This is a genomic window from Pseudacidovorax sp. DMC4, assembly GCF_056314265.1.
Genome location: NZ_JBQUYR010000002.1, coordinates 204,124 through 218,239, shown reverse-complemented (window position 1 = coordinate 218,239; position 14,116 = coordinate 204,124). Strand labels below are relative to the sequence as shown.

The window sequence follows — 14,116 nt, the reverse complement described above, 5'->3', positions numbered from 1 at the left end:
GTCTGCAGCCAAGCAAGCGCCCAGGCCCTCACCCCAGCCCTCTCCCAGAGGAGGGGACCAGACACCCGCCACGCACCTTGCATCGCTCCCGCAGTCCACTACCCACCACCCACTGCCCACCATGCTCATCCTCCTCCGCACCCACGCCAGCCTGCGCCTGCTCTTCCTCGGTCAGGCGCTGTACTGGTCCTGCTCCATCATCGGCATCGCCCTGACCGCGCTGGTCGGCGCCAGGCTGGCGCCGCTGCCCTGGCTGGCGACGCTGCCGCTGGCGCTGCTGGTGGCCGGCAACCTGGTCGCTGTGCGACCGTTGGCGGCGGCCATGCAGCGCCACGGCCGGCGGCGGGTGCTGGTGGCCGGTGCGCTGGTCGGCGTGGCGGGCGGCCTCACGGCCTGCCTGGCCATCGTGGCGGACAGCTTCGCGCTCTTCGGCCTGGGCATTGCGGGCGTGGGCGTGTACCAGGCATCGTCGGCCTACTACCGCTATGTGGCGCTGGAGGCCGTCGAGGCCCAATGGCGCGGCCGTGCCGCCGCCTGCGTGCTGGCCGGCGGCGTGTGCGCGGCGCTGTTCGCGCCCTCGCTGGCGCTGGCCGCGCGGCAGTGGCTGATCACGCCCTTCGCCGGCGCCTACCTGGCCATCGCCGGCCTGGCCGCCGTCGCCGCCCTGCTGCTGACCCGGCTGCCCGAAGGCGCATCGGCCACCCCCGCGGCTGGCCATGCGCCCACCACCCGCTGGCGCACGCTGCTGTCACGACCCGCGCTGCGCGCCGCCATCGTCATGACCGGCGTCGGCCACGGGCTGATGATCCTGGTGATGAATGCCACGCCGCTGGCCATGGCGGACTGCGGCTTCGCCATCGAATCGTCGGCGCGGGTGATCCAGTGGCATGTGCTGGGCATGTTCCTGCCCGCCTTCTTTGCCGGCGGCCTGGTGGACCGGCATGGCAGCCGCCGGGTGGCGGCCGTGGGCATCGGCGTGCTGGTGGCCAGTGCGGCGCTGGCCCTGTCGGGCGTGGCCCTGGCGCAGTTCGCGGCCAGCTCGCTGCTGCTGGGCATCGGCTGGAGCCTGATGATCGTGGCCGGCACCACGCTGTTGACCGAGGCGCATGCGCCGGCAGAGCGGGCCGGCGCCCAGTCGCTGATGGAATTCGCCAACGGCGGCACGGCGGCGGCGATGTCCTTCGCCTCAGGTGCGCTGCAGGCGGGCATCGGCTGGACGGCGATCAACGCCGCGATGCTGCCGATGCTGGTGCTGGCGGCCTGGCTGCTGTGGACGACGCAGGCGCCGCGGATGCGCCCCGCCTGACCGTGCTCAGGCTGTCGCCACGCGCGGCTGCTTCGGTGCCGTGGCGTACAGCACGATGCCGGCCAGGATCATCGGCACGCACAGCCACTGGCCCATGCTCATGTTGAGCGCCAGCAGGCCCAGGAAGTCGTCCGGCTCGCGGAAGTACTCGGCCACGAAGCGCATCACGCCATAGCCCATGAGGAAGACGGCCGACACGCGCCGCTCCAGCCGCGGCTTGCGCGCATACAGCCACAGGATGACGAACAGCAGCAGCCCTTCGAGCAGGAACTGGTAGACCTGCGACGGGTGTCGCGGCAGCATCGAGCCGCTCTGCGGAAACACCATGCCCCAGGGCAGATCCGGCGACGCGAAGCGGCCCCACAGCTCGCCGTTGATGAAATTGCCCACACGGCCCGCCGCCAGGCCCGTCGGCACGCAGGGCGCCACGAAGTCCATCAGTTGCCAGAAGCGCCGTCCGCGCGCCCGCGCGAACCAGGCCATGGCCGCGATCACGCCGATCAGCCCGCCATGGAAGCTCATGCCGCCGCGCCAGACCATGAAGATCTCCAGCGGGTTCGACAGGTAGTAGCCCGGCTTGTAGAACAGGCAGTAGCCCAGCCGGCCGCCCACGATCACGCCCAGCACGCCGAAGAAGAGGATGTCCTCCACGTCCTTGCGCGTCCAGGCCGCGCTGCCCGTCATCGAGGCGAAGGGCTCATGCCGCAGCCGGCGCGTGCCCAGGAAGAAGAACAGGCCGAATGCCGCGAGGTAGGTCAGGCCGTACCAGTGCACGGCAAGCGGGCCGATCTGCAGGGCCACTGGGTCGATATGGGGGTACATCAGCATGGCGCGCATTGTGCCCGCCGCCCCATGGCGAGGCGGTGACGCGCCGTTGCGAATGCGTCTGATCGGCTGCCGCATCCGCATGCAGAACGCGGCGTGGGGGGCATTGCCCGCGGGCGTTTCGCCAAAGCGGGGGCCGGGCGGATACTCGCGGCGTTTTTGTCTTCGAAGAATCACACATCATGCAGGGCAACCCCCAAGTCATCGACTACCTGAAGGACCTGCTGCGCGGCGAGCTCGCCGCCCGCGACCAGTACTTCATCCACTCCCGCAACTACGAAGACCAGGGGTTCGGCCGCCTCTACGAGCGCATCGACCACGAGATGCAGGAAGAGACCGAGCATGCCGACGCGCTGATGCGCCGCATCCTGATGCTCGGCGGCAAGCCCGACATGAGCCCCAAGGCCTTCACCCCCGGTCTGACCGTCGAGGAAATGCTGCGCAAGGACCTCGACACCGAGTACGAGGTGCGCGACGCGCTGCGCAAGGGCGCGGCCCTGTGCGAGAGCGTGGGCGACTACGTGAGCCGCGACATCCTGGTCTCGCAGCTGCACGACACCGAGGAAGACCATGCGTACTGGCTCGAAAAGCAGCTGGGCCTGATCGCCAAGATCGGCCTGCCCAACTACCTGCAATCGCAGATGGGCGAAGGCGACTCCGCCACCTCGGCCGGCTGATCAGCCCGCCCCGCCGGCCTCGGCCCGCGTCCGCAGGAAGCGGACGAAGCGCGCCAGGGCCGGCGGCTGCCGCTCCGCCAGCCACACCAGGCTGGTTTCGCAGGACGGCAGCCTCACCTTCTTCCCACCCCGTTCCTTCAGTTCCTCCGCCCGCCGGTAGACCACGCCGGCGCGGCTGAAGGCCGTCACGCTGGCCGGCACCCAGGCCACGCCCAGGCCGCCGGAGACCAGGTTGACGATGGTCTGCATCTGGATCGCCTCCTGCGCCACGCGCGGGCGGCGGCCATGGGCGGCGTAGAGCTGCATCACCGCGTCGTGCACGCCGGGCAGGATGCGGCGTGGGTACAGCACCAGCGGCTCGTCCATCACCTCGGCCAGGGCCGGGCGCACCTGCTGCGCCAGCGCATGCACGGCTGGCAGCGCCAGCACCAGCGGCTCCTGCGCCACCGCCAGCCGCGCGAGGCCGGCCGGTGCCGCACCCGGCGGATGCAGCAGCAGGCCGGCATCGATGTCGCCACGAGCCAGCGCCTCCAGCTGCACGTCGCCGGTGGCCTCGACCAGTTCCAGCGCCACCTGCGGGCTGTGCTCGCGAAAGTCGCGCACCCAGCCGGGCAGCCGGTCGAAACCGATGGTGGAGACAAAGGCCAGGCGCACCCGTCCAGCCTCGCCCGAGTCCGCCGCACGCGCCCGTGCGGGCAACGACCGCGCCTGGGCCAGCAGGGCCCGCACCTCGGGCACCAGCGCCTCGCCCGCGGACGTGAGCGCCACGCGCCGACGCGTGCGGTCGAAGAGCTGCACGCCCAGCGTGCGCTCCAGCTGGGCGATGGCCTGGGTGACGGGGGGCTGGGTCATGTGCAGCCGCTGCGCCGCGCGGCCGAAGTGCAGTTCGTCGGCCACGGCCAGGAACTGCCGCCAGGCGCGCAACTCGATCGGAGCCTCTTCCTTCATTCGGCCAGCATATCAATCTGCTCGCCAAATAGGATTGGAAGCAATCAGACGCCCGGTCGAGAATCGCCGCCACCCACGAACCGCGGAGACACGCCCCATGGCCACCCAACCGATCAAGATCAACCGTCGCAGCGCCAACATCACCGAAGGCAAGAGCCGCGCGCCCAACCGCTCGATGTACTACGCCATCGGCTACGAGGCCGACGACTTCGCCAAGCCCATGGTCGGCGTGGCCAACGGCCACAGCACCATCACGCCCTGCAATGCCGGCCTGCAGAAGCTGGCCGACGCGGCGGTGGCCGGCATCGAGGAAGCCGGCGGCAACGCCCAGATCTTCGGCACGCCCACCATCTCCGACGGCATGGCCATGGGCACCGAGGGCATGAAGTACTCGCTGGTCAGCCGCGAGGTCATCAGCGACTGCATCGAGACCTGCGTGCAGGGCCAGTGGATGGACGGTGTGCTGGTGGTCGGCGGCTGCGACAAGAACATGCCCGGCGGCATGATGGGCATGCTGCGCGCCAACGTGCCGGCGATCTATGTGTATGGCGGCACCATCCTGCCCGGCCACTACAAGGGCCAGGACCTGAACATCGTCAGCGTGTTCGAGGCCGTCGGCCAGAACGCCGCCGGCAACCTGAGCGACGAAGACCTTCTGCAGATCGAGCGCCGCGCCATCCCCGGCACCGGCTCCTGCGGCGGCATGTACACGGCCAACACCATGAGCTCGTCCTTCGAGGCGCTGGGCATGAGCCTGCCCTATTCCTCGACCATGGCCAACCCGCACGACGAGACGCAGAACTCGGCCAAGGAATCGGCCAAGGTGCTGATCGAGGCCATCAAGCGCGACCTCAAGCCGCGCGACATCGTCACCCGCAAGGCCATCGAGAACGCCGTGTCGGTCATCATGGCCACGGGCGGCTCGACCAACGCGGTGCTGCACTTCCTGGCCATCGCGCATGCGGCCGGCGTGGAATGGACCATCGACGACTTCGAGCGCATCCGCCAGCGCGTGCCGGTCATCTGCGACCTCAAGCCCAGCGGCCGCTGGCTGGCCGTCGACCTGCACCGCGCGGGCGGCATTCCGCAGGTCATGAAGCTGCTGCTCAACGCCGGCCTGCTGCATGGCGACTGCATCACCATCACCGGCAAGACCATCGCCGAGACCCTCAAGGACGTGCCCGATGTGCCGCCCAACCCCGAGGTGATCCGGCCCATCGACCAGCCGCTGTATGCGCAGGGCCACCTGGCCATCCTGAAGGGCAACCTGAGCCCCGAGGGCGCTGTCGCCAAGATCACCGGCCTCAAGAACCCCGCCATCACCGGCCCGGCCCGCGTATTCGAGGACGAGCAGTCGGCGCTGCAGGCCATCCTGGCCGGCAAGATCCAGGCCGGCGACGTGATGGTGCTGCGCTACCTGGGCCCCAAGGGCGGCCCCGGCATGCCCGAGATGCTGGCGCCCACGGGCGCGCTGATCGGCGCCGGCCTGGGCGAGAGCGTGGGCCTGATCACCGACGGCCGCTTCTCCGGCGGCACCTGGGGCATGGTGGTGGGCCACGTGGCGCCCGAGGCGGCCGCGGGCGGCACCATCGCGCTGGTGCACGAGGGCGACTCGATCACCATCGACGCCACCACGCTGAGCCTGGAACTGAACGTGCCGGAAGAAGAGATCGCCCGCCGCCGCGCGGCCTGGAAAGCGCCCGCCCCGCGCTACACCCGCGGCGTGCAGGCCAAGTTCGCCTTCAACGCGTCTAGCGCGAGCCTGGGCGCGGTGCTCGACCGGTTCTGACCACGCCCCTGCGCCCGCGCCGGAGAGGCGCCGCGGGACGGGCATCCTCCATATGAGGGATGGCACCGCATGGGATGGCTGCAAAGCTTCGGGCACCTCGAAGCACCGCGCGGCCCACTCCCATGCCAGCCTCCGCCACCCATTGCCCCGACACCGGCACGGCCGATGCGCTGTCGCCTGCGGCCCAGATCGAACTGATCGCCCTGCTCTACGAGGGCGCCATCTCGGCCAGGGGCTGGACCGACGCGCTGCGGCGGCTCGCCCAGCTCACGGGCTCGGCCCAGTCGCACCTGCTGGTCTGGGACCACCGGGACAACCGCTTCCGCATCTGCGAGGGCTTCTGCGACGACCCCGATGCCCGGCTGCGGTTCCTGACGGAATACAACGCCGAGTTCCAGACCATCGACCCGTCCAAGCTGGTGGCGGACCGCGTCGCGCAAGGCACGGTCTACCAGGACCACCGCAACCTCGGCCGCTTCGTCATCGACAAATCACCCTTCTACGGCGACTTCTTCCACCGCTATGGCCTGCACGCAAACATGGCGTCGCGGCTGGCCAAGCATGACGACATCGAATACGTGCTCTCGTTCCAGCGGGAACGCCTGCACGGCCACTACCGGCCGCGCGACGAGGCCGTGCTGCTCGAGGTGATGCCGCACCTGATCCGCGCGGCCCGGCTGCGGCTGGAGTTCAGCCGCCTGGACGACCAGGCCCGCCTGAGCGCCGCCGCGCTGGACCGGCTGAGCTTTCCGGTACTGGTGGTGGACGCGGCCGGCGCACCGGCGCTGTGCAACAGCCTGGGCCGAACCTGGCTGGAGACGCCGGAGTGCGCACTGCGAAAGAGCACCCAGTCACCCGACCGACAGCGCCTGGTCAAGGTGCTGCGCAGCGCCTGCGGGGTGGAGGGGCGGCGGCGCCCATCGGGCGTCGTGCTGGGCCGGCGCGGACCCGATGGCACCGGACCCGACCATGCGCTGGCCATTCCGCTGCAGGAGCGCGATGGCGCGGGCACCACGCCGCTGTGCCTGCTGGTCATCCAGGGACCGCGCTGGGCGACGGTCCACCTCGACGGCGTGCTGCGCGACCTCTTCGGCCTCTCGCCGGCGGAAAGCCGGCTGGCGCGACTGCTGTTCGAGGAGCATTCGATGCAGGACGCCGCGGAGCGCGTGTGCATCTCCATCGCCACGGCCCGCACCCAGCTCAAGTCGATCTTCGCCAAGACCCAGTTGCGGCGGCAGACCGAACTGATCCGGCTGCTCTCCCGCCTGTCGGTGGTGGGCCAGGGCGACCCCGCGGGACGGTGATGGCGCCGCGGCGCGCGTGCACCCCGCGGCAGGCCTGTGCCCCATCCTTTCACGGCGTGTGGACAAACCCGACGTAGCCCGGCAGCCAGGATCGGGCCATCAAGGCCTCCTCAGGGCTTGCGGCGCGCGGCGCTCCGGGCGCGCGTCGTGAGACCCAGCACATCGCGCTGGCGGTCGATCCGCGCCTGCTTGCGCGCGTCGTCACGTTCCATCGCCCGGCGTGCGGTGTAGCCCGACCAATCCGCGAAAGCCCACCACAGCATCGCGGCCGGAAAGGGCAACAGTACGATCCACCACGCGAGCCCGGCGAAGAAGCCGACCGCGAAGTACTTCAACCCGATTGCCACCAATCCCACGACCAACAGCCACATGTTCCGCTCCTCGTTCCAACAGCCCGCCGCGCGACGCACGAGCCACATTGCAAACGACTGTAACGCCGTCACTGGGCGAATGGCAGCTTCCGCGTCCGCGCTGCGCGCCGGGCTGATCGCCACCGCGGCGCTGGCCGGCCTGCTGCCTGCGGCCCATGCCGACCTGGCCCTGGCCACCAGCAAGGCCTGCATGGCCTGCCACACGGTGGACCGCAAGGTGATCGGCCCCGCCTTCAAGGACGTGGCCGCCCGCTACAAGGACCAGAAGGGCGCCGCGGACATGCTGGCCGCCAAGATCCTCAAGGGCGGCTCGGGCGCCTGGGGGCCGGTGCCCATGCCGGCCAACACGCAGGTCAGCGAGGCCGATGCGAAGAAGCTGGCCGCCTGGGTGCTGACGCTGAAGTAAGCCGCTCCCAGCCACACCGGCCGAGCGTGCTCAGCCCAGCGGCCGCGTGAGGTAGACCGCCTCGCGCCCCACGATGGCGTCGCGCGTGGGCATGAAGACGGTGCAGCCGTCGCAGGGCGAGACGATGCGCCGCTCGCCGTCGGTGGCGATCAGCTCGTCCTTGGCGAAGGTCTCGAAGCCGACCAGGGGCCGCTCGAAGCGGAATTCCGGCGTGTGCACCATGTGCGTCTGCAGCAACTCGAAGCGGCGCTGCGGCGCAGGCGGCTGGCGCCCCTCGCGGGGCGCGATCAGGCCGAAATGGGCGATGAAGTCGTGCGCCACCTTCGTGGCCAGGTCCGCCGCGGACTGCGCGAAGTGCTGGCCGCACTCCACCACCAGCGCCGTCTGCGGCCCGTCACCGTCCACGCCATGGCGGCCGTACTGGATCAGCGGCGTGCCCGACCCCAGGCCCTGCGGCATGACCAGGTGCACCGGCGGCAGGCCCAGCGCCACGGCCACGGCCGCATTGCGCGCATAGGCCGGGTAGACCCAGAAGGGCTGCACGTCCTGGCTGGTGGAGTGGATGTCCAGCACATGGTCTGCCGCGTCGACCACGGCGCGCAGTTCGCGGGCGCGGCGCAGCTCGGGGCTGTCCTCGCTGCCGTCGAGCATCTCCGCGGACCAGATGCGGTTCATGTTGTGCACCAGCTGGCGACTGTCGAAGGGCCGCTCGATGTCGAAGCTCTCGTAGGCCGCGACGTTGGAGAAGCTGATGGTCAGCGTGCCCTTGACGGGCCGCACGCCGCTGTCGAGCAGATGGGTGGCGGCCACCATGCCGCAGATCTCGTTGCCGTGGGTCAGGGCATTGACCAGCACATGCGGCCCGGGCTGGCCCGAGTCGAAGCGGTGCACATAGTCGATGCCGGTGTTGCCCTGCCGATAGGCGGAGAGGTCGCGCGGCAGGACCTCGAAGGTGGGATGTGGGGCGGTCATCGGGGCATTGTGGGCGAGCCGGCCGAAGCCTGCTCGGCGCCGCGGGGCCCGTGGCCGCTCACTCGATGGCCAGATCCATCCGCGAGACCAGGGCGCGGGTCTGCGCGTTCATGCCCACCACCTCCACCGCGCTGCCATGCTTGCGCAGGCGCTGGCAGACCTTGTCCAGGGCGTTGACGGCGGTGATGTCCCAGAAATGCGCGCCAGTCAGGTCGACGCGCACCGGCCGGCCCTCGATGTCGCGGATGTCGAAGGCCTCCACCAGCATGTCGGCCGAGGCGAAGAAGACCTGGCCCGAGACGCGGTAAACCAGCGCCCCGCCCTCCTCCGCCGGCTCGACCGCGATCAGCCGCGCCACCTTGAAGGTGAAGAACACGCCGCTCAGCAGCACGCCCACCGCCACGCCCGCGGCCAGGTTGTCGGTGAGCACCGTGACCACCACCGTCGCCAGCATCACGACACTGGAGAGCTTGGGATGCCGCCACAGCGCCCGGGCCGAGCCCCAGTCGAAGGTAGAGGCCGACACCATCACCATCACGGCCACCAGCGCCGCCACCGGCACCTTGGACACCCAGGGCTTGAGCAACACCATCAGCACCAGCAGGAAGGCGCCCGCGAACAGCGTCGACAGCCGGCCGCGCCCGCCGTAACGCACGTTGCTGACGGTCTGGCCGATCATCCCGCAGCCGGCGATGCCGCCGAAGAAACTGGCCGCGACGTTGGCCAGGCCCAGGCCGGTGGCCTCGCGGTTCTTGGCGCTGGGCGTGTCGGTCAGCTCGTCCACCACGCTGGCGGTCATGAGCGACTCCAGCAGGCCCACCATGGCGATGGCCAGCGCCGGCAGCGCGATCAGCTGCAGCGTCTGCCACGACAGCGGCACCTGCGGCACGCCGAAGCTCGGCAGGCCGTCGGGCAGCAGGCCCAGGTCGGCCACGGTCTTGAGCGGCAGGTTCAGCCACTGGGCCGCCAGCGTGAGCACCACGATGCTCACCAGCGGCGAGGGCACCACCGTCGTGAGCCGCGGCAGGCCGTAGATGATGACCAGGCCTGCGCCCACCGCGGCCCAGGTCGGCAGGTTGGCGCCCACCAGGTGCGGCATCTGTGCCGAGAAGATCAGGATGGCCAGTGCATTGACGAAGCCGGTGCGCACCGAGCCCGACACGTAGCGCATCAGCGTGCCCAGCCGCAGCCAGCCGAAGAGCATCTGAACCAGCCCCGCCAGCACGCCAGCCGCGAACAGGTACTGCACGCCGTGCGAATGCACCAGCGGCGCGGCCACCAGCGCCACCGAGCCGGCAGCCGCCGACACCATGGCCGGCCGCCCGCCGGCGAAGGCGATCACGATGCTGATGACGAAGGAGGCGAACAGGCCCACGGCCGGATCGACGCCCGCCACGAAGGAGAAGGCGATGACCTCCGGGATCAGCGCGAAGGTGGCCACGGCACCGGCCATGAGCTCGCGCGGAATGCTGGGCGCCCATTCGGCGCGGAAGGGATGGGGGTGTCGGGACATGGGGTATCTGGCGAGGAAAGGCGGGGCGCCGCTGGCATCGAACGGCGAGGGCCGCGGCGGAGGGACAGGCGTTCAGCCCTCTTCTTCGGAAGGACCGCCCCAGTTCTCGTCCTGCTCGATGGCATCCGCATCGCGCCCGCGGCCCCGTGCGCGCAGGGCCGCGGCGCGCTGGCGCTTGAGTTCGGCCTCGGCCTTGCGGCCCGCCGCCAGCCAGCCCAGGAACTGGTTGACCGTCTCCAGCGTGATGCGGCCGATCACGCCGCCTCGCAGGTCGGTGAGCACCGCCTCGGCGGCCTTCTGCATGTCGATGCGACCGCCTCCCAGGAGCGCGCCGCGCTTGCGGCCGATGGCGCCCAGGATGTCCTCGTCGGGCTGGGTGCACAGCGCCAGCTGGGCGTTGTCGGCCGGCAGCTTGTAGCGGGCCCGCAGCAGCTCGGTGTACTGGGCCTTGAGGTAGGCCAGCACGTCCAGCGCCACCGATTCATCGTCGTAGGCATTGCGGCCCACGGCGCCGGTGGCGGCCAGGCGCACGCCGCTCTCGGGCACGATGATCTTGGGCCACAGCATGCCGGGCGTGTCGTACAGGTAGAAGTCGTCGGCCAGCAGGATGCGCTGCTCCTGCTTGGTCACGCCGGCCTCGTCGGCGGCCTTGGCCTGCCGCTTGAGGCTCAGGGTGTTGATCAGCGTGGACTTGCCGACGTTGGGCACGCCGCAGATCAGCACCCGCATCGGCTTGGCCAGCCCGCCTCGGTTGGGCGACAGGCGGTGGCAGGCCTCGATGATGGCCGCGCGCTGGGCCGGCGGCGTCTGGCTGGCGTCCAGCGCGATGGCGCCGGTGGCCTCCTGCGCCTGGTAGTGGGCCAGCCATTCGGCGGTGCGGGCCGGGTCGGCCAGGTCCTGCTTGTTGAGGATCTTCAGGCGCGGCTTCTTGGCCGTGATGGCGGCGATGGCCGGGTTGGCGCTGGAGCCGGGCAGGCGCGCATCCAGCAGCTCGATCACGACGTCGGTGGTCTTCATCCGCTCGGTGATGGCCTTGCGGGTGGCATGCATGTGGCCGGGAAACCATTGGATCGTCATGGCAGCAGTCGGGGCGAGGAGACAGGGGAAGGAAAGCGCGCGGCAAGGGCGCGTCGGCCCGCCGCGGGGGCGGGGCCGTGGGGCATGGCGCGGCAGCGCACCACGGCAGCGAAGGGGCCGGATTGTCGCCGCTCACCGCCGGCCTCGCCTGCAACCACGCATTGGCCTTGGCCTACGCCGGCCCGCCCTGGGCTGGGGCACAGTGCAAGCTCGTCCCCATGGCCGGCACGGCAGCCCTGCCGACCGGCCCTCACCGACAAAGGAGCCCATTTCATGCAGATCCAGGTCAACACCGGCAACGGCATCGAGAACAAGGAGTCGCTGGAGCGCTGGGCCGACGCCGAACTGCGTCAGCAACTGCACCGTTTCGCCGAGGAAGTCACCCGCGTCGAGGTGCACCTGAGCGACGAGAACGCCGCCCGCGGCGGCCAGGCCGACAAGCGCTGCACCATGGAAGCCCGGCTCGCAGGCCATGCGCCGATCGCCACCTCGCAGGACGCGCCCACCCAGGACGAGGCCTTTCGCGGCGCCCTGGACAAGCTCAAGCGCGCGCTGGACACCGCCATCGGCAAGCGCACCGACCACCGCGACCGCACCACCATCCGCACGGCCGGCATCGACACCGGCCTGGGCGATTGAGCGCTGATGCGCCGGACGTGGCCGCCCCCGGGCGCCATGTCTGGGAATTCGCCCGCACCGGCGGCGTCGACCAGGTCCTGATCCGCCGGGGCGAGGACATCGCCCACATCGGCCAGCTGGACCGCAAGCTGTGGGTCGCCCTGGCCTGCCCGGTCCAGGGCCTCGAATTCGACAGCCGCACCCTCGCCCTCATCGACACCAACAACGACGGGCGCATCCGTCCGCCCGAGCTGATCGCCGCCTGCGAATGGGCCTGCGGCGAACTGCGCGACGCGCAGCGGCTCATCACGGGCGGCGACACCCTCTCCCCCGACGACATTGCCGACCACAGCACGCTGCAGGCCGAGGCCCGGCGCATCCTGCGCATCGTCGGGAAGGACGAAGCCGCGGCGCTCACGCTGGAAGACGTGACAGGGCGCAGCGAATTGCTGGCGTCCCTGCGGTTCAACGGCGACGGCGTCATCACCCCTGCGACGGCGGAGGACGACAGCGTCCGCACCGTCATCGAGCGGATCATCCAGACCCAGGGCGGCGTCGCGGACCGCAGCGGCGCCATGGGCATCCAGCGGGCCCAGGCCGAGGCCTTCTTCCAGCAGGCGCACGCGCTGGCGGACTGGCAGGCCAGGGCCGTGAGCGACGACGCCACCATGCCGCTGGGCGAGGCCACGCTGGCGGCCGCGGCGGCGCTCGATGCCGTCGAAGCCAAGGTGGACGACTTCTTCGCCCGCTGCAGCGTGGCGGCCTTCGATCCGCAGGCCGTCCCGGCCCTCAACCCGGCCGCCGCAGCCTACGACGCGCTGGCGGGCAGCGCCATCGACACGCATTCGCCGGCACTGGCCGCCCTGCCGCTGGCACCGGTGGCGCCCGGCCGTACGTTGCCGATGGCCGGCCGGGTCAATCCAGCCTGGGCCGGGGCGCTGACCCAGCTGCGTGAGCGCGCCGTCGCGCCGCTGCTGGGCGAGGCACTCGAAGCCATCGACGAGGGGCAGTGGGCGTTGCTGCGCGAGCGGCTGGCGCCCTGCCGCCGCTGGCTGGCCAGCCGCCCCCCGACCCGGCTGGGCAGCGCGGCCGACACACCGCCCGACAAACTCGAAACCTGGCTCGCGGCCGAAGCCGCCGTGCTGGCCCTGCTCACCCAGGACGAAGCGGAAGAGGCCCACAACCAACGCCTGGTGGACCTGGAGCGGCTGCTGCGCTTCAAGCGCGACCTGTACCGGCTGCTGCGCAACTTCGTCTCGTTCGAGGACTTCTACGCGCGGCGGGGCGCGATCTTCCAGGCCGGGCGCCTGTACCTGGACGGCCGCAGCTGCGACCTGGTGGTGCGGGTCGCCGATGCCAAGAAGCACGCCATGCTGGCCGGCCTGGCCAAGACCTGCCTGGCCTACTGCGAATGCACCCGCGGCAAGGACAAGCAGACCATCGTGGCCGCCTTCACGGCGGGCGATACAGACTTCCTCTTCGTCGGACGCAACGGCGTGTTCTACGACCGCGAGGGCAAGGACTGGGACGCCACCATCACCCAGCTGATCGACAACCCGACCAGCGTGGCGCAGGCCTTCGTGGCGCCCTACAAGAAGTTCATCCGACTGGTCGAGGAGCAGGTGGCCAAGCGGGCCGCCGCCAGCGAGGCCACGGCCCAGGCCAGCCTGAGCAGCGTGGCGACCACCGTGGCCACGGCCGACAAGGCCGTGCCGCCGGTCACCGCCGGCCAGCCGGCCGCGCTGCCCAAGCTGCCCGGCCGCATCGACGTGGGCACCGTGGCCGCGCTGGGCGTGGCCATGGGCAGCATCAGCGCGGTGCTCGTGGCCATGTTCACCAAATTCGTCGACCTGGGGCCGTGGATTCCCATCGCGCTGGTCGGCGTGGTGGTGGCCATCTCGGGGCCGAGCATGCTGATCGCGTGGATCAAGCTGCGCCAGCGCAGCCTGGGCCCGATCCTGGATGCGAGCGGCTGGGCCATCAACGGCCGGATGAAGGTGAGCGTGCGGCTTGGCGGATCGTTGTCGCGGATGGCCAAGCTGCCGCCGGGCGCCAAGCGTGTGCTGCAGGACCCATATGCCGACCGCAGCAGCGGCTGGCTGGTCGGGCTGGGCGTGCTGGTGGTCGCCGGCGCGCTGACGGTCTGGGCCTGGCGCACGGGCTGGCTCGAGCGGCATCTGCCGCAGGCCGTGCAGCCGCCGGCGACAGTACCCTCGGGCGCGGCGCCCGCCGCAGTGCAGACGCCAGGGGGGTGATGCGCCGCGGCGCGCGCGGCTCGTCAAGAGGCTGGGGAGGCGCTGCGACAAGCTC

Annotated in this window: 13 protein-coding genes; 7 read left to right on the top strand and 6 right to left on the bottom strand. The window is 70.9% G+C overall.

Going from position 1 to position 14,116, the window contains the following annotated elements:
• Positions 1–121: 121 nt before the first annotated feature.
• Entirely contained in the window at positions 122–1,306 is a 1,185-nt protein-coding gene (locus tag ACT54X_RS04635; RefSeq protein ID WP_476345293.1) for an MFS transporter, read from the top strand.
• Positions 1,307–1,312: 6 nt separating this feature from the next.
• Here the strand turns inward: ACT54X_RS04635 and lgt are convergent, their stop codons facing one another.
• Positions 1,313–2,134, bottom strand: a complete 822-nt coding sequence (lgt, locus tag ACT54X_RS04630) for a prolipoprotein diacylglyceryl transferase (RefSeq protein ID WP_476345291.1) — start codon at positions 2,132–2,134, stop codon at positions 1,313–1,315.
• 179 nt (positions 2,135–2,313) lie between these two features.
• Here lgt and bfr point away from each other — a divergent pair, with 179 nt between their 5' ends.
• A complete protein-coding gene (gene bfr / locus ACT54X_RS04625) occupies positions 2,314–2,808 on the top strand; it encodes a bacterioferritin (protein WP_354318872.1) in 495 nt (164 codons plus the stop codon).
• Here the strand turns inward: bfr and ACT54X_RS04620 are convergent, their stop codons facing one another.
• Positions 2,809–3,756 (bottom strand): LysR family transcriptional regulator, encoded by a 948-nt coding sequence (locus ACT54X_RS04620; protein ID WP_476345289.1) that lies wholly within the window; start codon positions 3,754–3,756, stop codon positions 2,809–2,811. It abuts the gene before it with no gap.
• A gap of 97 nt (positions 3,757–3,853) precedes the next feature.
• Between ACT54X_RS04620 and ilvD the strand changes: the two genes are divergently transcribed.
• Entirely contained in the window at positions 3,854–5,545 is a 1,692-nt protein-coding gene (gene ilvD / locus ACT54X_RS04615; protein WP_354318870.1) for a dihydroxy-acid dehydratase, read from the top strand.
• Positions 5,546–5,667: 122 nt separating this feature from the next.
• Positions 5,668–6,849: a helix-turn-helix transcriptional regulator gene (locus ACT54X_RS04610; RefSeq protein ID WP_294378503.1), complete on the top strand. Its 1,182-nt coding sequence runs from the start codon at positions 5,668–5,670 to the stop codon at positions 6,847–6,849.
• A 110-nt stretch (positions 6,850–6,959) separates the two neighbouring features.
• On the opposite strand, the gene ACT54X_RS04605 is transcribed toward ACT54X_RS04610, so the two are convergent.
• Complete coding sequence (locus ACT54X_RS04605; RefSeq protein ID WP_294378505.1) at positions 6,960–7,220, bottom strand: TIGR04438 family Trp-rich protein; 261 nt, start codon at positions 7,218–7,220, stop codon at positions 6,960–6,962.
• 79 nt (positions 7,221–7,299) lie between these two features.
• Between ACT54X_RS04605 and ACT54X_RS04600 the strand changes: the two genes are divergently transcribed.
• Positions 7,300–7,626, top strand: coding sequence for a c-type cytochrome (locus ACT54X_RS04600; protein ID WP_294378508.1), 327 nt, complete (start codon positions 7,300–7,302; stop codon positions 7,624–7,626).
• Positions 7,627–7,656: 30 nt separating this feature from the next.
• On the opposite strand, the gene ACT54X_RS04595 is transcribed toward ACT54X_RS04600, so the two are convergent.
• From ACT54X_RS04595 to ylqF, 3 genes are all read right to left on the bottom strand, one after another.
• Complete coding sequence (locus tag ACT54X_RS04595) at positions 7,657–8,598, bottom strand: M14 family metallopeptidase (RefSeq protein WP_294378511.1); 942 nt, start codon at positions 8,596–8,598, stop codon at positions 7,657–7,659.
• 58 nt (positions 8,599–8,656) lie between these two features.
• Entirely contained in the window at positions 8,657–10,111 is a 1,455-nt protein-coding gene (locus ACT54X_RS04590) for a SulP family inorganic anion transporter (protein ID WP_294378513.1), read from the bottom strand.
• Positions 10,112–10,183: 72 nt separating this feature from the next.
• A complete protein-coding gene (gene ylqF, locus ACT54X_RS04585; RefSeq protein ID WP_294378516.1) occupies positions 10,184–11,188 on the bottom strand; it encodes a ribosome biogenesis GTPase YlqF in 1,005 nt (334 codons plus the stop codon).
• A 273-nt stretch (positions 11,189–11,461) separates the two neighbouring features.
• On the opposite strand from ylqF, the gene ACT54X_RS04580 reads away from it, so the two are divergent.
• Together ACT54X_RS04580 and ACT54X_RS04575 are read left to right on the top strand one after the other, a co-directional pair.
• Positions 11,462–11,827, top strand: a complete 366-nt coding sequence (locus ACT54X_RS04580) for an HPF/RaiA family ribosome-associated protein (protein WP_294378518.1) — start codon at positions 11,462–11,464, stop codon at positions 11,825–11,827.
• Positions 11,824–14,061: a hypothetical protein gene (locus ACT54X_RS04575; protein ID WP_294378521.1), complete on the top strand. Its 2,238-nt coding sequence runs from the start codon at positions 11,824–11,826 to the stop codon at positions 14,059–14,061. The genes ACT54X_RS04580 and ACT54X_RS04575 overlap by 4 nt, the downstream gene beginning before the upstream one ends.
• The last annotated feature ends 55 nt before the right edge of the window (positions 14,062–14,116 follow it).